This window comes from Zestomonas ipomoeae (genome assembly GCF_057128665.1).
The window spans coordinates 83,535-100,504 of sequence record NZ_JBSKHQ010000001.1 but is presented as its reverse complement, the minus strand read 5'-3'; the positions used below and the strand labels follow the sequence as shown (position 1 = coordinate 100,504).

Sequence of the window (16,970 nt, the reverse complement as noted above, 5' to 3'; positions counted from 1 at the left end):
GGCCTGAGTGCCGGAAAGCCCACGACCGGCGCGGCGCCGGTCGTGGGCTGCGGCACGACTACAGGATGCGCTTGCCGTTCTCGCGGTTGATCACCACGGTAGCGGAGCGCGGGCGCTTGCCGGGGCCATCAGGCCAGGTGCTACCGTCGTCCGGGTGCTGGATATTGACGAACAGCGTCTTGAAGTCCGGCGTGGCGGTGATGCCGGTGACCTCGCAGCCGATCGGGCCGACCAGGAAGCGTTTGAGCTCGCCGCTGCGCGGATCGGCGACCAGCATCTGGTTGTTGCCGAACGGTCCCGAGGCGAGCTGGCTGCCGCTCATGTCGGTCATGATCCACAGCCGACCGTCCTCGTCGAACCACAAGCCATCCGGGCTGGCGAGGATGTTGTCCGCGGTGAGCGGCTGGCCTTTCGGGTCACGGCTGTCGCTTTCGGGCCCGGCGAGCAGGAACAGATCCCAGGCAAAGCGGGTGCCGGCGAAATCGTTGCTGGCCTCACGCCACCGAATGATGTGCCCGTAGGGGTTCGGGCTGCGCGGGTTGGCCGCATCGGCCTCGGTGCGGCTGCTGTTGTTGGTCAGGGTGAAGTAGACATCGCCATTGTTCGGATTGACTGCGCCCCATTCCGGGCGATCCATCTTGGTGGCGCCGACGACATCCGCAGCCAGGCGAGTGTTGATCATCACCTCGCCTTGGTCGGCGAAGCTCACCCCGGCGGCGGCGCAGGCAGCCTGGAAGCCGGCGTCCTCGATGTCCAATGGCAGCCAGGTGCCGGTGCCGTCGGCATCGAAGCGGGCTACATAGAGAGTGCCGTCGTTCAGCAGGTAGCTGTTCTTGCGTCCCGGAATGAACTTGTTGCGGCTGACGTACTTGTAGATGTACTCGTTCTGCGAGTCGTCGCCCGAATAGCAGACCACACGCTTGCCGATACTTACCGGGGCAAAGATCAGCCCTTCGTGGGCGAAGCGGCCCAAGGCCGTGTGCTTGATGGGGGCCGAGTCCGGGTCGAACGGATCGATCTCGACGATCCAGCCGAACTGGTTCGGCTCGTTGCGATAGTCCTCGGTGGCATCGGCACCGCGGCGGGTAGCGTCGAAGCGCTGGAATTCCTCGCCGGGCAGGGTCTCCCAGCCGTAGCGGCTGGTGCTGCGCAAGCCGTAGCGGCTGTGTTCGCGCGGCAGCGTCGCGTCCCGGTTGGCGAAATAGCCAGCCCAGTTCTCCTCGCAGGTGAGGTAGGTGCCCCAGGGGGTGAATCCGTTGGAGCAGTTGTTCTGGGTGCCGCGGCCGCGCGTGCCGCTCTTGGTGTAGCGGGTCTTCATCAGCGCGTGGCCGCGTGCCGGGCCCCCGATTACCAGGGGCGTGGCGGCGGTGATGCGGCGATTGCGTGCGCTGGGTACGACTTCCCAGTCGCCGCGGGCATTGCGGCGGATCTCAACGACGGAGACACCATGGGCGTTGATTTCCTTGCGCACTTCATCGGCATCGACGCGCTTGCCATCCACCAGGGTCGGACCATTGGTGTGCAGCAGGTCGACATCAATGTATTCATGGTTGAGCACCAGCAGGCCATGGTCGGAACGCTTGCCCTTGCCGCTTTGCGCGTCGATGGGGAAGAAGTGCATGCCGTCGTGGTGCATGCCGATCTGCTCGGCCTGGTCCTGGGCGCTGTTGCTGGCATCGTCGAGGAATGCCGGGTAGCGGCCGGTGATCGGCGTGCCCCAGGGAATGAAGGGCGTGGCCTTGAACCCCGGCGGCACGGTGACGGTATCGGCACGGGAAACCGCTATGGGGGTGAACGGCAGACGATTGCGTCTGAATGCCGGCAAGCCCTCGGCCTTGCCGGCGGCCTCGGACGCACCGGGCAGGCTGACGCCAAGAAAGGCCAGGGCACCCAGCGCGGCACCGCCGGCCAGTACCTGGCGGCGACCGACCCCTTGGGCGATCACGTCATTGATATGGGGATTGTTCGAATGGTTGCTGGGTAACTCGTCGCCGTTACCGAAGAGCACGGCGTTATCGTTATCGAGGCTCAAGGGAATCTCCTTTTTCAAGCTAATCGACGGAGCGTTGACGCTAGCTTATGGAGACGACGGAACAATGACAGTCCATGTGCGGCATCGCACAGTCCTCCTTGCTTCCCCCAAGTCGAAGCGCGTTCGGGCTAGCGGAACGGCTTAGTCCGCCGTGCCTCGCTATTCGTTCCTTGGCCGATCGGGCGAGGTCGCATCTGAAAAGGTCGGTGGCGTATCGTGAACAGCGGGACGGTACTCCCGCATGAGGCCGTGGGGTCATTCCCCCCCGCAAAAACAAAACCCCAGCACGAGTGCTGGGGTTTTGCCATTCAACACCTCGGTCCGTAGCCGACCGAGCGAACCGTTCTTAGTGGAACTGGTTCATGGTGTTGTCTTTACCGCTTGCCTTCAGAGCCGCTTCGCCAGCGAAGTACTCTTTGTGGTTGTCGCCGATGTCGGAACCAGCCATGTTCTGGTGCTTGACGCAGGCGATGCCCTGACGCAGTTCCTGACGCTGGACGCCTTTCACGTAGGCCAGCATGCCCTGGTCGGCGAAGTACCCTTTTGCCAGGTTGTCGGTGGACAGCGCGGCAGTGTGGTAGGTCGGCAGGGTGATCAGGTGGTGGAAGATGCCGGCGTGGGCCGAGCCGTCGCGCTGGAAGGTGCGGATCTTCTCGTCGGCGATCTGGGCCAGTTCGGTTTCGTCGTACTCGACGCTCATCAGCTTGGCGCGATCGTAGGCGGATACGTCCTTGCCTTCGGCAACCATGGCGTCGAACACCTGCTGGCGGAAGTTCAGGGTCCAGTTGAAGGACGGGCTGTTGTTGTACACCAGCTTGGCATTCGGAATGACTTCGCGGATGCGGTCAACCATGCCCTTGATCTGGCCAACGTGCGGCTTCTCGGTTTCGATCCACAGCAGGTCGGCGCCGTTCTGCAGCGAGGTGATGCAGTCCAGGACGCAGCGGTCTTCGCCAGTGCCGGCCTTGAACTGGAACAGGCCGGAAGCCAGGCGCTTCGGCTTGAGCAGCTTGCCGTTAGCCTTGACCACGACGTCGCCGTTGGCGATGTCGGCGGCGCTTTCGATGTAGTCGCCATCCAGGAAGCTGTTGTACTTGTCGCCCAGGTCGCCCGGCTCTTTGGTCACGGCGATCTGCTTGGTCAGACCGGCACCCAGGGAGTCGGTACGGGCAACGATCACGCCATCGTCAACGCCCAGTTCGAGGAACGCGTAGCGAACGGCGTTGATCTTGGCGAGGAAGTCTTCGTGCGGGACGGTCACTTTGCCGTCCTGGTGGCCGCACTGCTTCTCGTCGGAAACCTGGTTCTCGATCTGGATGCAGCAGGCACCGGCTTCGATCATCTTCTTGGCCAGCAGGTAGGTCGCTTCGGCATTACCGAAACCGGCGTCGATGTCGGCGATGATCGGTACTACGTGGGTTTCGTAGTTGTCGATCTGGTTCTGGATCTCGGCAGCCTTGGCCTGGTCGCCGGCTTCGCGGGCAGCATCCAGAGCGGTGAACAGCAGGTCCAGCTCACGGGCATCGGCCTGGCGCAGGAAGGTGTACAGCTCTTCGATCAGGCTGGAGACGGCAGTCTTCTCGTGCATGGACTGGTCGGGCAGCGGGCCGAACTCGGAGCGCAGGGCGGCGACCATCCAGCCGGACAGGTAGAGGTAGCGCTTGTTGGTGGTCTTCAGGTGCTTCTTGATGGAGATCAGCTTCTGCTGACCGATGAAACCATGCCAGCAACCCAGGGACTGGGTGTACAGGGAGGAGTCGGCGTCGTACTCGGCCATGTCTTTACGCATGATGGCCGCGGTGTACTTGGCGACATCCAGACCGGTCTTGAAGCGGTTCTGAGCGCGCATGCGAGCGACGGATTCGGGGTTGATAGCGCTCCAGCTGCTGCCGAATTTTTCTTTCAGGGCGGCTACAGCCTTGATGTCGTTCTGATAAGCGGACATGGTCAATCCTTCAAGTTGAATGTGGTTGAGCACCGACTTTCCCACCTAACACCTGCGTATCGATGCTGTAGCAGACGATGCGCGGCAGGGCGTGGAGATCGTGACCGGACGGATTGACCGAGGAGGAGGGGTGTGACGAGACGAACAGTCCGATAACCACAGGGCTGTGGAAGACCTGGTGCGAGCGCTTGCCGGCTCGTGGATGCCGTTGGGCGACCTGCGGGTCTGTCAATCTGGCTGACGCTAAACGCTTCCCCGTCCCTCAGGACAACTTTCGTTCCAGTCGCAACCTCATCGAACTGCCTTGTGGGCGGTAACAACACAGATCGGCCCGAGGGTAACCCGGTGCGCGACCCGGAGGCCTTTAGGGCCTCTGGTTAGCGGGAGCGGCGCCATCATGCGCTTCAAACGCTTGTTCGTCAAATGCTTTGTAGTGCCGTCCGTCTTGCACTACATAATTGCCGACGGGCGACCGGTCGGTCACCGATTCAGTCGAGAACCTCAACCTTGAGGCGCATGCTCATATCGTCACGGCCCTGGGTCGAGTGGCGCCGCAGGAAGTCGCTGTCGGTCCCCTGGCTGCTTTGATTGACGCCGCCGACGGCGATCCATTCGCCGACCCGGCCGTTGACCCGGGTATCGGTACTCTGGATGTCGATGACACCCGGCTGGGACTGGCTGAGACGATCATTGTTGCTGCTCAGGGTCACCGTCACCCGATCGCCGGAGAGATTCGCAGTGACATAGAAACCTCGGGTGACGTTTCGATACTGGGTATTCTGGTAGACTTGGCCGTAGCCGTTGGTGCCAGTGGTGGTAATGGGCACGCTCTGGCCGACCTGGATCAGCGCGGGATAGCCCTCGGTGGCCTGAACCTGCTGGACGCCGCCGCCGCGGCTGTCGGTGCTTCGACGGATGATGCGCACCTGATCGCGGCCCTGGACTTCACCCTGGCCGCTCTGGATCACCACGTTGCCGCCGCTAATGGCGCCATCCACCGCGTAGCCTCGGTCCTGCTGGAAGCTGGACTCGTTGGTGTCGACGCTGATCAGGAGGTGCTTGGGCTGGCTATCGAGGCGGGCGAGCAGTTCGCGCAGTTCCTCGATCTTCTCCGGCGAGGCGTTGACGACCAGTTGGTTGCCATAGGCATTGACCCGTCCTTCATCGCCCAGCAGCGACTCGGCGATGGGTAGCACATCCTCTGCCATGCGGTAGTTCAGCTGGATGATATCGGTGGCGGCCAACGTCGGCAGGCTGACAGCGAACAGCAGGGCGGCGAACAGCGCGCGTGGGGTCATAGCAGGAAGCTCCGCAGGTCCGGATCGGTGATGCTGGTGTCCCAGGCCTGGTCGAACTGCGCCTGGCGCAGTCGCACGCGACCGGGATCACGATAAAGGGCATAGCCGGCATATTGGTCCGGCTCGGGCCGCAACAGCAAGCCGCTGGCATCGGCCAGCAGGAATGCGGCTTCCTCGTTGGGGTAGTCCGGATGCAACTTGCGAATCTGGCAGTTGCTGGGCAGCCGGCGCGATAGGGTGAGTAGCCGATGACCCTCCTTCACCGCACGCGCACTGTCGCGTACAAGGATGCGCAGGCGGTTCCTGGGATGGGCGAGGAGAAAGCGGGTGCAGGCGTCCTGCATGCTGCTGTGGTGGTAGAGCCAGGGCTCGAGATCCGGGCTGTACAGGCACAGGTTGCGCTGGGCCTGCTGCAGCAACGCGAGGGCATGGGCGCGAACGTCATCGGGCAGGCTGAAGCGCTCCAGCCGGTCGTGCTCGCCAAGGCGAAAGGGGGCTGGTTCCCAGCGCTCGGCCTCGGGCAGAAGCGAATCGGGATTGTGCACGGCAAAACGCCCCGGAGAGTGGAAGTCGATGGCTGGAAGATCTTCTTCCGTCGGCAGGTCATCCACTGTCGGGGCGTTTTCGTCGTTCATTGCCTGATCTCAGCCGCTGTGGCGCAGCATGTCGACGTGGGGAATGCCGGCATCGAGGAATTCACCACTGATCACGCTGAAACCGTGCCGTTCATAGAAGGGGGTGGCATGGACCTGGGCGCTGAGTCGTTGCTCGCGCAGGCCGCGGCGTTCGGCTTCGGCGATGACCGCCTTGAGCAACGCATCGCCGACCTTCAGGCCTCGCCAGTCCTTGAGCACCGCAACGCGGCCGATGTGGCCGTCCGGCAACAGCCGCGCGGTACCGATAGGATAGTCGCCCTCGAATGCGAGAAAGTGCACCGCGCTCGCATCTTCGGCATCCCATTCGAGTTCCGGCGGCACCGCCTGTTCGGCGATAAACACCGCTTCGCGTATGCGCCGCAGCTCGGCATTGTCCTTCTGCCAATCGGCGATGCGGACATGAATATCACTCATCGGCAAACTCCAGACTGCCTTGTTTGACCAATTCCCATAGAAGATTACGCCCCTCGTCGTCTGCCAGCCATGGTCCAAGGTTTTCCAGATGCAACGCATCGGCCGAGCAGATCGACTTGAGCAGATCGCGCAGGTGGCCAGGCAACAGGCGGCTCTGGCCGCTGGCGAACAGCAGCAGGCCCAGGTCGACCTCGCTCCAGGCCAGGCGGGCGCTGGGGTTGCGTACCAGTACGGCACCGTCTTCCAGGGCGCCGAGAAACTCTGCTTCCGCCAACTCGGGGCCGGCCACCAGCTCGGGATAGCGTGGCTCGGTCATGTACTGGCCGAACCAGGTGAGCAGCAGGCGCTCGTCGCTCATGTGCTCACTGAGCAGGGCTTTCAGGCGATCGAGGGCATCGTGCTGGATCTGGTGCGGATCGCTGCTGGGTGCTATGCCGGCGTCGCTGTAGCGCTCCTCGTCGGGCAGGAACTGGGCGAGGAAATCGGTGAAATGTGTCAGTACCTCGGCCGCACTGGGAGCGCGGAAGCCCACCGAATAGGTCAGGCAATCGGTCTCGGCAGTGCCGAAGTGCGCCAGGCGCGGTGGCAGGTAAAGCATATCGCCAGGCTCCAGGACCCATTCGTCGGTGCCGTGGAAGTCGGCGAGGATACGCAGATCGGCGTGCTCCAGCAGGGCGCTGTCGGCATCGCACATCTGGCCAATCTTCCAGCGTCGTTGACCTTGCGCCTGTAGCAGGAACACATCGTAGTTGTCGTAGTGCGGGCCGACGCCACCGCCCGGAGTGGCGAAGCTGACCATGATGTCGTCGATGCGCCAACCCGGCAGGAAGCGGAAGTGCTCCAGCAACTCGGCGACCTCTGGAACGAATTGGTCGACCGCCTGCACCAGTAGGGTCCAGTCGCGCTCCGGCAACTGGCTGAAAGCATCCTCGGCGAAGGGGCCGCGACGCAGCTCCCAGGGGCGTTCGCCATGCTCGATCACCAGTCGCGATTCGACTTCTTCTTCCAGGGCCAGGCCAGCCAGCTCATCGGGGGAAATAGGGCTCTCGAAGCCAGGCAGGGCCTGGCGGATCAGCAGAGGCTTCTGCTGCCAGTAGTCGCGCAGGAACTGCCGTGCGCTCAGGCCGCCCAAGAGTTGCAGTGGTGCGTCAGGATTCATTGCTAACACCTTGCTTTAATTAGAAAAGCTGTAAACAAAAACGCCCGGCACTGCCGGGCGTGCAAAGGCTTGAGCTGGCTCAGATACGCTTGGCCTGGGCGACCGCGTTGCCGATGTAGCTGGCCGGGGTCAATTTATGTAGCTCGGCTTTGGCTTCGGCTGGCATCTCCAGGCTGTCGATGAAAGTCTTCAGCGCCTGCGGGCTGATGCCTTTGCCGCGGGTCAGTTCCTTGAGCTTTTCGTAGGGATTCTCGATGGCGTAGCGGCGCATCACGGTCTGGATCGGTTCGGCGAGCACTTCCCAGCAGGCGTCCAGGTCTTCAGCAATTCGTTGAGTATTCAGCTCCAACTTGCTGATTCCCTTGAGGCTTGCCTCGTAGGCGATGACGCTGTGGGCGAAGCCGACGCCGAGGTTGCGCAGCACGGTGGAGTCAGTCAGGTCGCGCTGCCAGCGCGAGATCGGCAACTTGCTGGCCAGGTGCTGGAAGATCGCGTTGGCTATCCCTAAGTTGCCTTCGGAGTTCTCGAAGTCGATCGGGTTGACCTTGTGCGGCATGGTCGAGGAGCCGATCTCGCCAGCGACGGTCTTCTGCTTGAAGTAGCCAAGGGAAATGTAGCCCCAGACGTCGCGGTCGAAGTCGATCAGGATGGTGTTGAAGCGGGCGATGGCGTCGAACAGCTCGGCGATGTAGTCGTGCGGCTCGATCTGCGTGGTGTAGGGGTTCCACTGCAGGCCCAGGTCACCTTCGATGAACTGCTTGGCGTTGGCCTCCCAATCGACGTGCGGGTAGGCGGACAGGTGGGCATTGTAGTTGCCCACGGCGCCGTTGATCTTGCCCAGCAGCGGCACGGCGGCCACCTGCGCGATCTGCCGCTCCAGGCGGTAGACGACGTTGGCCAGTTCCTTGCCCAGGGTGGTCGGCGAAGCCGGCTGGCCGTGAGTGCGAGAGAGCATCGGCACGTCGGCGAACTGCACTGCCAACTGGCGGATGGCATCGGCAACCTGGCGCATCAGCGGCAGCAGCACGTTGTCGCGACCTTCGCGCAGCATCAGCGCGTGGGACAGGTTGTTGATGTCTTCGGAGGTGCAGGCGAAGTGGATGAACTCGCTGACCTTGGCCAGCTCCGGCAGCTTGGCGGCCTGCTCCTTGAGCAGGTACTCCACGGCCTTTACGTCGTGGTTGGTGGTGCGCTCGATTTCCTTGACCCGCTCGGCGTGCTCTATCTGGAAGTTTTCCGCCAGTTGGTTGAGCAGGGCATTGGCTTCTGCAGAGAAGGGCGCCACTTCGGCGATGCCTTCGTGGGCGGCCAGGCGCTGGAGCCAACGGACTTCCACCAATACGCGGCAACGGATCAGGCCGTATTCGCTGAAGATCGGGCGCAGGGCGCTGGTTTTGCCGGCGTAGCGGCCATCGACGGGGGAAACCGCGGTGAGCGAGGAGAGCTGCATGGGGGCGTTCTCGGGCAGTCGGGCAACGAAAGGGGGCGCGTATTTTACACGAAATGTGTTCGCTCACACGCTTGTGTTCGCTCGTCGGGCGCGACGTGGGATCGACAGCAAGCTGGCGGAGAAGATGAGTGCGGCACCGATCAGCGACGTGAGTCCCGGTGCCTCATCCCAGCGCCACCACGCGATGATGCCGGCGAACACGATGGCCAGGTAGGCGAACGGGCCGATGACGCCAGGGGGTGCCAGGCTATAGGCCTTGGACATGACCAATTGGCTCGTGGTGGCCAGCAGGCCGGCGATCAGCAATAGCCACAGTTCGTGGTCATGCAGCGGTTGCCAGGCCCAGCTCAAGGGGACGGCCGAGATCAGCGCACTGAACAGAGAGAAATAGAACACGATGCGGGAAACCGGTTCGGTATCGCTCATCTCGCGAATCGAGACGAAGGCGAAGGCCGCCAGTAGGCTGGCGGCGATGCCGACCAGGGATTGGCTGTCGAGGAGTGCGGCAGATGGCTTGGCCACCAACAGCACGCCGATCAGGCCGATGCCGCTGGTCGCCAGCATGCGCCGGGTCAGCGGCTCCTTCAGCCACCAATGGGCAATCAGCGGAGTGAACAGGGGAGCCGAATAGGTGAACAGCATGGCGTCGGCCAGCGGAAGATGTGCGATGGCGTAGAAGAAGCAGTACATCGCCGCGAGGCCGAAGGCGGTACGCCACAGGTGCGAGTTCAGGCGCTGGGTGCGCAGCGGGCCGAAGCCCTTGAGCAGCAACAGTGGCAGGAAGAACAGCACGCCCACCAGATTGCGGAAGAACACCACCGACTCGTTGTTGACGGTCAGCGAGGCTTCGCGGATGGCGACACCCATCAGCGAGAACAGCAATGCCGACAGGGCTAGCAACAGGGCGCCCTGCACCGGCTTGACCGAGCGGGCGGCGGCGTCAGCCACGCATCAGGCCGTAGAGTTCGTCGAGCAGCTTGCGGCGCTTGATCAGCAGGTGCCAGCGGCGTCCGCCGAGCTGGTGCCATAGTCGCGCCGAGCGAATGCCGGCCAGCAACAGGGCGCGAATTTTCGCGGCATTGTCGGACTGCTGCAGGTGGCGCATGTCGCCGTGAACCTGGATGCGCTGGCGAAAGGTGCTGAGCGTGTCCTGGTAGAGCCCGCCACAGGCGGCGATAACGTTGTCGTGAACCAGCCCGAAGTGCTGCACCTGCTGCTGGATCTGATCCAGGCGGCTGCCGATGATTTGCAGCATGTCGTCCCGCCGCGCCAGTTGCCGTTCCAGACCGAGCATGCCCAGTGCATAGCGCAGGGGTTCGCGCTGCAGGCTGCTGGGTTCGCGTTCGAGGGCGCTGGTCAGGGCTCGATAACCTTCGCGCAGGTTCAGGTCGTCGCCACCGTAGACCTCCAGGGTGCTCTTGGGGCTGCGCACCAGCAGACTGCCGAGCATGCAGCCGAGCGGCGCTTCGCCGGTCTGACCGGTCTTGGCCACCTTGTCGACCAGCGCGGCAGCATTGAACACCGCGCCGAGAGCGACCAGTTGCTCCTGAGTGGGCGTCATGCCGGCTCCTTCCAAGGTTCGGCGGTTTCGATCACGCCGCCACCGAGACAGACTTCTCCGTCATAGAACACCACCGACTGGCCGGGTGTCACGGCCCGTTGTGGCTCGTCGAAGACGGCGCGATAGCCGGAGGCGGTGCGTTCCAGCGTGCAGGCCTGATCGCTCTGGCGATAGCGCACCTTGGCGGTCAGCCGGCGCGGCGCCGAGAGGTCGACGGGGTTCACCCAGTAGACCTCAGAAGCCAGCAGGGAGCGGGAGAACAGCCACGGATGCTCGTTGCCCTGGCCGACCACCAGCACATTGCGTACCACGTCCTTGGCCAGTACGTACCACGGCTCGTCGCTCGCTTCTTTCATGCCGCCGATGCCCAGGCCCTGGCGTTGGCCGATAGTGTGGTACATCAGGCCGTGGTGGCGGCCGATCACTTCGCCTTCGGTGGTTTCGATGTCGCCGGGCTGGGCCGGCAGGTATTGCTTGAGGAAGTCACTGAAGCGACGCTCGCCGATGAAGCAGATGCCGGTGGAGTCCTTTTTCTTCGCCGTGGCCAGGCCGTACTTCTCGGCGATGGCACGTACCTGGGGCTTTTCCAGCTCACCCACCGGAAACAGGGTCTTGGCGATCTGCTCGCCGCCAACGGCATGCAGGAAGTAGCTCTGGTCCTTGTTCGGGTCCAGCCCCTTGAGCAGTTCGGTGCGTCCCCCGGTGTCGCGGCGGCGCACGTAATGGCCGGTGGCGATAAGGTCCGCACCGAGCATCAGCGCGTAATCGAGGAAGGCTTTGAACTTGATCTCGCGGTTGCAGAGGATGTCCGGGTTCGGCGTGCGCCCGGCCTTGTACTCGGCGAGGAAATGCTCGAATACATGGTCCCAATATTCGGCGGCGAAGTTGGCGGTGTGCAGCTTGATGCCGATGCTGTCGCAAACAGCCTGGGCGTCGGCCAGGTCTTCCTTGGCGGTGCAGTATTCGGTGCCGTCGTCCTCTTCCCAGTTCTTCATGAACAGGCCTTCCACCTGGTAGCCCTGTTCAAGCAGCAGCAGGGCGGATACGGAAGAGTCCACGCCGCCGGACATGCCGACGATCACGCGTTCTTTGCTGGAGGCTGGAGTTGAGCTGGGCATGGCGACTGGGTAGTGGCTGTGAAAAGGCGGCGATTCTACCAGAAGAGCGAGAGGCGGGCCGACGAAACCCGGGCCGGGTTAGCGGATCAGGCCAAGGGGGAAGCGGGCACCATCGAGGTAGTCATCGATGCAGCGCAGGACCAGTTCGCTTCTCCAGCGATCCGGCTGACCGGCCAGTTCGTCGCGGGTCAGCCAGTGCGGCCCGATGATGCCATCGTCCAGCGGGTGGTTCGGACGCTGCCGTAGTGGGCGAGCGGCAAAGCACACACGCTGGTAGGTCACTCCGTTGCTCGGCGCGGTGTACAGGTAGAGACCGGTGACCGCAGTCAGCTCCACGTCCCAGCCGGTTTCTTCCAAGGTTTCGCGAAGCGCTGCCTGGGTAAGACTTTCGTCGGCTTCCAAATGCCCGGCCGGCTGGTTAAATACGGCGCGGCCATCGGCCATCTCCTCGACCAGCAGAAAGCGGCCGTGGTCTTCCACTACGGTGGCAACGGTGACGTGCGGGGTAAATCGCATGGGGTTCTCCTTGAAAAGCGACCGCATGTTAGCTGCAAGCGCATGGTCCGGCGAGGGAGGGAGTGAGCTGCTAGGATGAATAGCGTCCTGCGCGGGGTGCGCCGCCCTGCGGACCGCTCGAAGGCCGTCTACGTCGCGCCACGGCCTATATGCCTAGATGGAAAACACGTGACTTTTTGTAGAAAAACTACAAAAATGGCGCGCTTTTCCGAGACCTAAATAACCATCCGCTTCGCCATCCGCGAGGCGGTATGACAGACCACGAGAGCAACGGAGTCCAGCATGGGATACCAAAAGATCCAGGTGCCGGCCAACGGTGACAAAATCACCGTCAATGCCGACATGTCCTTGAACGTGCCGAACAATCCGATCATTCCCTACATCGAGGGTGACGGCATCGGTATCGATATCACCCCGGTGATGATCAAGGTGGTGGATGCCGCCGTCCAGAAAGCCTACGGCGGTGAGCGCAAGATCGCCTGGATGGAAGTCTACGCCGGCGAGAAAGCCACCCAGGTTTACGACCAGGACACCTGGCTGCCGAAGGAAACCCTGGAAGTGGTGCGCGACTATGTCGTCTCCATCAAGGGTCCGCTGACCACTCCGGTCGGTGGCGGCATCCGTTCGCTCAACGTTGCCCTGCGTCAAGAGCTCGACCTGTACGTTTGCCAGCGCCCGGTGCGTTGGTTCAACGGTGTGCCCAGCCCGGTCAAGAAGCCGGGTGACGTGGACATGGTGATCTTCCGCGAGAACTCGGAAGACATCTACGCCGGTGTCGAGTGGAAGGCCGGCTCCGCCGAGGCAGAAAAGGTCATCAAGTTCCTCACCGAGGAAATGGGCGTCAAGAAGATTCGCTTCACCGACATGTGCGGTATCGGCATCAAGCCGGTTTCCGAAGCGGGCACCAAGCGCCTGGTGCGCAAGGCCCTGCAGTACGCCGTGGACAACGATCGCAGCTCTGTGACCATCGTGCACAAGGGCAACATCATGAAGTTCACCGAAGGTGCCTTCAAGGAATGGGGCTACGAAGTGGCTCAGCAGGAGTTCGGCGCCGAACTGCTGGACGGCGGTCCGTGGATGCAATTCAAGAATCCGCGTACCGGCAAGAACATCGTGGTCAAGGATGTGATCGCCGATGCCATGCTGCAGCAAATCCTGCTGCGTCCGGCTGAGTACGATGTTATCGCGACCCTCAACCTGAACGGCGACTATCTGTCCGACGCTCTGGCTGCCGAAGTGGGTGGCATCGGTATCGCTCCTGGCGCCAACCTGTCGGACAACGTGGCCATGTTCGAAGCTACCCACGGTACTGCGCCGAAGTATGCCGGTCAGGACAAGGTCAACCCGGGTTCGCTGATTCTCTCCGCCGAGATGATGCTGCGCCACATGGGTTGGGTCGAGGCCGCCGACCTGATCATCAAGGGCACCGACGGCGCAATCACCGCCAAGACCGTGACCTACGACTTCGAGCGACTGATGGACGACGCCAAGCTGATGTCCTGCTCGGAATTCGGCGACGCCATGATCTCGCACATGTAAGAGCTTTCTGCGAGTAAAAGAAAAGCCGGTCGTATGACCGGCTTTTTTATGCCTCTACCGCCTCGCTCATACTTCGATCGCAGTCTTCTGCGGCTGGCTGGCGGTTGCGGGCGCTTCTGTGGCGACCTGGAGCGGGCTGATATTTATTGCATGCAGTCCCTTCGGGCCCTGCAAGATGTCAAAGGTTACCGCCTGGCCTGCCTTGAGCGTCTTGTATCCGTCCATCTGGATGGCCGAATAATGGGCAAACAGGTCTTCATCACGGCCGTCAGCCAGGATGAATCCATAGCCCTTGGCGTTGTTGAACCACTTGACCTTACCGCTGAGCATGCTGATATCCCTCTGCAAAGGACTCCATCACTGGAGTATCATCCACTTCGACTTCACGCTCTGAACCGGGTTGGGCGAGAGCGCGAAGCCCCGGATACCCGAGAACGGGTATCCACTGTTTGTAACACCGTTTTGCCGATAGTCAAGACTTTGCTGCCGTCGGCTGAGAAACGGGTCAAAATCCGTCTAGCACCTATATCGCCCGCCCCAGAAGCTTTTTGTCCAGCATGCATGCAAGCAGCAAGATTCGACTAACATTCAATCAGGATCGTCCCTCGACGCACGAGGACGACTCCACCGGTCTGGCTGTCCAGGAGTCCAAGCCGGCGTTGCAGGCGCCACCGATGTACAAGGTGGTTATGTACAACGATGACTACACACCGATGGATTTTGTGGTCGAAGTACTTGAAACGTTCTTCGGCCTCAACCGGGAGCTGGCAACAAAGATCATGCTGACGGTACACACAGAGGGGCGAGCGGTGTGTGGGTTATTCACCCGCGACATTGCTGAAACCAAAGCGATGCAGGTCAATCAATACGCAAGAGAATGCCAGCATCCGCTACTCTGTGAGATCGAGAAGGACGGTTAACACCGACCGCTTGGGTAAGAGGTGAACTATGTTAAACCGTGAGCTCGAAGTCACTCTGAACCTCGCCTTCAAAGAGGCTCGCTCCAAGCGTCATGAGTTCATGACGGTCGAGCACCTTCTGCTGGCTTTGCTGGATAACGAGGCTGCTGCCACCGTTTTGCGCGCTTGTGGCGCAAATCTCGACAAGCTGCGGCATGACTTGCAGGAATTCATCGACTCCACCACCCCGTTGATTCCTCAGCATGACGAGGAACGCGAAACCCAGCCAACGCTGGGCTTCCAGCGCGTGTTGCAGCGAGCGGTTTTCCACGTGCAAAGCTCCGGCAAGCGCGAGGTGACCGGCGCCAACGTGCTGGTGGCTATCTTCAGCGAACAGGAAAGCCAGGCAGTCTTCCTGCTCAAGCAGCAGAGTGTCGCTCGCATCGATGTGGTCAATTACATCGCTCACGGCATCTCCAAGGTGCCGGGTCACCATGATCATCCCGAGGGTGAGCAGGAGATGCAGGACGAAGAGGGCGGTGAATCGTCGGCGTCCGGGCACCCCCTGGAAGCCTACGCCAGCAATCTCAATGACCTGGCCCGTCAGGGGCGTATCGATCCGCTGGTTGGGCGCGAGCATGAGGTCGAGCGTGTCGCCCAGATCCTGGCTCGTCGCCGCAAGAACAATCCGCTCCTGGTGGGAGAGGCCGGCGTCGGCAAAACCGCCATTGCCGAGGGGTTGGCCAAGCGCATCGTCGACAGCCAGGTCCCGGACCTTTTGGCCGACAGTGTGGTGTATTCCCTCGATCTTGGGGCGTTGCTGGCCGGCACCAAGTACCGTGGCGATTTCGAGAAGCGTTTCAAGACGCTGCTGAACGAACTGCGCAAACGTCCCCATGCGATTCTGTTCATCGACGAAATCCATACGATCATCGGCGCCGGTGCGGCATCCGGTGGGGTGATGGATGCCTCCAACCTGCTCAAGCCGTTGCTCTCGTCCGGTGAGATTCGCTGCATCGGCTCCACGACCTTCCAAGAATTCCGCGGCATCTTCGAGAAGGATCGGGCGCTGGCGCGGCGCTTCCAGAAGGTGGATGTCACCGAGCCGTCGGTGGAGGACACGATTGGCATTCTTCGTGGCCTGAAGGGGCGCTTCGAGCAGCATCATGGCATCGAATACAGCGACGAGGCCCTGCGAGCCGCGGCCGAGTTGGCCTCGCGCTATATCAACGATCGGCACATGCCGGACAAGGCGATCGACGTGATCGACGAGGCGGGTGCCTATCAGCGTCTCCAGCCCGAGGATCGCAGGGTCAAGCGCATCGATGTGCCTCAGGTCGAGGACATCGTGGCGAAGATCGCGCGCATTCCTCCCAAGCACGTATCCAGCTCGGACAAGGAGTTGCTGCGCAATCTGGAGCGCGACCTCAAGCTCACTGTGTTCGGGCAGGACGCGGCGATCGACTCTCTGGCAACTGCCATCAAGCTATCCCGTGCCGGACTCAAGGCACCGGACAAGCCGGTCGGTTCCTTCCTGTTCGCCGGTCCGACCGGTGTGGGCAAGACCGAGGCGGCGAGGCAGCTGGCCAAGGCGATGGGTATCGAACTGGTGCGCTTCGATATGTCCGAGTACATGGAGCGGCATACCGTCTCCCGGCTCATCGGTGCGCCGCCCGGCTATGTCGGGTTCGACCAGGGTGGTTTGCTGACCGAGGCGATCACCAAGCAGCCGCACTGCGTGCTGTTGCTCGATGAGATCGAGAAGGCGCATCCGGAAGTCTTCAACCTATTGCTGCAGGTGATGGACCACGGCACGCTGACTGACAACAACGGGCGCAAGGCGGACTTCCGCAACGTCATCCTGATCATGACAACCAATGCGGGTGCGGAAACCGCGGCGCGGGCGTCGATTGGCTTCACTCAGCAGGATCACTCGACCGACGCCATGGAAGTGATCAAGAAGAGCTTTACGCCGGAGTTTCGCAACCGTCTGGATACCATCATCCAGTTTGGCCGCCTGAGCCACGAAGTAATCAAGAGCATCGTCGACAAGTTCCTCACCGAACTGCAGGCGCAGCTCGAAGACAAGCGTGTTCAGCTTGAAGTCAGCGATGCCGCGCGCGGCTGGCTGGCGGAGCGGGGCTATGATGTGCAGATGGGCGCAAGGCCGATGGCGCGTTTGATTCAGGATCGGATCAAGCGTCCGCTGGCAGAGGAAATCCTGTTCGGCGAGCTGGCTGAGCATGGCGGTGTGGTGCACATCGACTTGAAGGGCGACGAGCTGACCTTCGACTTCGAAACAACCGCCGAAATGGCATAGAGCCACTAAATGGCAGGCAACAAAAAACGCCCGGCACTAGCCGGGCGTTTTCTATCTGGACGT

The 16,970-nt window shown here is 62.0% G+C and carries 15 protein-coding genes; 3 read left to right on the top strand and 12 right to left on the bottom strand.

What is annotated here, in order from left to right; all coding sequences use genetic code 11:
* Positions 1-58: 58 nt before the first annotated feature.
* The 11 genes from ACWKV7_RS00425 to ACWKV7_RS00375 form a co-directional block, all read right to left on the bottom strand.
* Positions 59-2,032 carry a PhoX family protein gene (locus ACWKV7_RS00425; protein ID WP_483855657.1) on the bottom strand — a complete coding sequence of 658 codons (1,974 nt, stop codon included), beginning with the start codon at positions 2,030-2,032 and terminating at the stop codon, positions 59-61.
* 346 nt (positions 2,033-2,378) lie between these two features.
* Positions 2,379-3,977: an isocitrate lyase gene (locus ACWKV7_RS00420; protein ID WP_483855656.1), complete on the bottom strand. Its 1,599-nt coding sequence runs from the start codon at positions 3,975-3,977 to the stop codon at positions 2,379-2,381.
* 488 nt (positions 3,978-4,465) lie between these two features.
* Positions 4,466-5,275: a secretin N-terminal domain-containing protein gene (locus tag ACWKV7_RS00415; RefSeq protein ID WP_483855655.1), complete on the bottom strand. Its 810-nt coding sequence runs from the start codon at positions 5,273-5,275 to the stop codon at positions 4,466-4,468.
* Positions 5,272-5,910, bottom strand: coding sequence for a DUF7931 domain-containing protein (locus ACWKV7_RS00410; RefSeq protein WP_483855654.1), 639 nt, complete (start codon positions 5,908-5,910; stop codon positions 5,272-5,274). Before ACWKV7_RS00410 ends, ACWKV7_RS00415 begins: the two co-directional genes overlap by 4 nt.
* Before the next feature lie 9 nt (positions 5,911-5,919).
* Positions 5,920-6,345 (bottom strand): GNAT family N-acetyltransferase, encoded by a 426-nt coding sequence (locus tag ACWKV7_RS00405; RefSeq protein WP_483855653.1) that lies wholly within the window; start codon positions 6,343-6,345, stop codon positions 5,920-5,922.
* Positions 6,338-7,504, bottom strand: coding sequence for a ribosomal protein uL16 3-hydroxylase (locus ACWKV7_RS00400; protein WP_483855652.1), 1,167 nt, complete (start codon positions 7,502-7,504; stop codon positions 6,338-6,340). The genes ACWKV7_RS00405 and ACWKV7_RS00400 overlap by 8 nt, the downstream gene beginning before the upstream one ends.
* A 79-nt stretch (positions 7,505-7,583) precedes the next feature.
* A complete protein-coding gene (purB, locus tag ACWKV7_RS00395) occupies positions 7,584-8,954 on the bottom strand; it encodes an adenylosuccinate lyase (protein WP_483855651.1) in 1,371 nt (456 codons plus the stop codon).
* Positions 8,955-9,017: 63 nt separating this feature from the next.
* A complete protein-coding gene (locus ACWKV7_RS00390; protein WP_483855650.1) occupies positions 9,018-9,902 on the bottom strand; it encodes a DMT family transporter in 885 nt (294 codons plus the stop codon).
* On the bottom strand, positions 9,895-10,515 hold the full coding sequence (hflD, locus tag ACWKV7_RS00385; protein WP_483855649.1) for a high frequency lysogenization protein HflD: 621 nt from the start codon (positions 10,513-10,515) through the stop codon (positions 9,895-9,897). The genes ACWKV7_RS00390 and hflD overlap by 8 nt, the downstream gene beginning before the upstream one ends.
* Positions 10,512-11,633, bottom strand: coding sequence for a tRNA 2-thiouridine(34) synthase MnmA (mnmA, locus tag ACWKV7_RS00380; RefSeq protein WP_483855648.1), 1,122 nt, complete (start codon positions 11,631-11,633; stop codon positions 10,512-10,514). The genes hflD and mnmA overlap by 4 nt, the downstream gene beginning before the upstream one ends.
* Before the next feature lie 78 nt (positions 11,634-11,711).
* Entirely contained in the window at positions 11,712-12,149 is a 438-nt protein-coding gene (locus ACWKV7_RS00375; RefSeq protein ID WP_483855647.1) for an NUDIX hydrolase, read from the bottom strand.
* Between the two features lie 282 nt (positions 12,150-12,431).
* Here ACWKV7_RS00375 and icd point away from each other — a divergent pair, with 282 nt between their 5' ends.
* Entirely contained in the window at positions 12,432-13,688 is a 1,257-nt protein-coding gene (gene icd, locus ACWKV7_RS00370) for an NADP-dependent isocitrate dehydrogenase (RefSeq protein WP_483855646.1), read from the top strand.
* A 66-nt stretch (positions 13,689-13,754) separates the two neighbouring features.
* Here icd and cspD read toward each other — a convergent pair whose 3' ends face one another.
* Complete coding sequence (cspD, locus tag ACWKV7_RS00365; RefSeq protein ID WP_483855645.1) at positions 13,755-14,018, bottom strand: cold shock domain-containing protein CspD; 264 nt, start codon at positions 14,016-14,018, stop codon at positions 13,755-13,757.
* 227 nt (positions 14,019-14,245) lie between these two features.
* Between cspD and clpS the strand changes: the two genes are divergently transcribed.
* Both clpS and clpA read left to right on the top strand, forming a co-directional pair.
* On the top strand, positions 14,246-14,608 hold the full coding sequence (gene clpS / locus ACWKV7_RS00360) for an ATP-dependent Clp protease adapter ClpS (RefSeq protein WP_483855644.1): 363 nt from the start codon (positions 14,246-14,248) through the stop codon (positions 14,606-14,608).
* A gap of 28 nt (positions 14,609-14,636) precedes the next feature.
* Positions 14,637-16,907 carry an ATP-dependent Clp protease ATP-binding subunit ClpA gene (clpA, locus tag ACWKV7_RS00355; protein WP_483855643.1) on the top strand — a complete coding sequence of 757 codons (2,271 nt, stop codon included), beginning with the start codon at positions 14,637-14,639 and terminating at the stop codon, positions 16,905-16,907.
* Positions 16,908-16,970: the final 63 nt, after the last annotated feature.

Coding starts and splice junctions, on each gene's coding strand:
- ACWKV7_RS00420 (WP_483855656.1), bottom strand. CDS start 3,977: ATGTCCGCTTATCAGAACGACATCAAGGCTGTAGCCGCCCTGAAAGAA.
- ACWKV7_RS00415 (WP_483855655.1), bottom strand. CDS start 5,275: ATGACCCCACGCGCGCTGTTCGCCGCCCTGCTGTTCGCTGTCAGCCTG.
- ACWKV7_RS00410 (WP_483855654.1), bottom strand. CDS start 5,910: ATGAACGACGAAAACGCCCCGACAGTGGATGACCTGCCGACGGAAGAA.
- ACWKV7_RS00405 (WP_483855653.1), bottom strand. CDS start 6,345: ATGAGTGATATTCATGTCCGCATCGCCGATTGGCAGAAGGACAATGCC.
- ACWKV7_RS00400 (WP_483855652.1), bottom strand. CDS start 7,504: ATGAATCCTGACGCACCACTGCAACTCTTGGGCGGCCTGAGCGCACGG.
- purB (WP_483855651.1), bottom strand. CDS start 8,954: ATGCAGCTCTCCTCGCTCACCGCGGTTTCCCCCGTCGATGGCCGCTAC.
- hflD (WP_483855649.1), bottom strand. CDS start 10,515: ATGACGCCCACTCAGGAGCAACTGGTCGCTCTCGGCGCGGTGTTCAAT.
- mnmA (WP_483855648.1), bottom strand. CDS start 11,633: ATGCCCAGCTCAACTCCAGCCTCCAGCAAAGAACGCGTGATCGTCGGC.
- ACWKV7_RS00375 (WP_483855647.1), bottom strand. CDS start 12,149: ATGCGATTTACCCCGCACGTCACCGTTGCCACCGTAGTGGAAGACCAC.
- icd (WP_483855646.1), top strand. CDS start 12,432: ATGGGATACCAAAAGATCCAGGTGCCGGCCAACGGTGACAAAATCACC.
- cspD (WP_483855645.1), bottom strand. CDS start 14,018: ATGCTCAGCGGTAAGGTCAAGTGGTTCAACAACGCCAAGGGCTATGGA.
- clpS (WP_483855644.1), top strand. CDS start 14,246: ATGCATGCAAGCAGCAAGATTCGACTAACATTCAATCAGGATCGTCCC.
- clpA (WP_483855643.1), top strand. CDS start 14,637: ATGTTAAACCGTGAGCTCGAAGTCACTCTGAACCTCGCCTTCAAAGAG.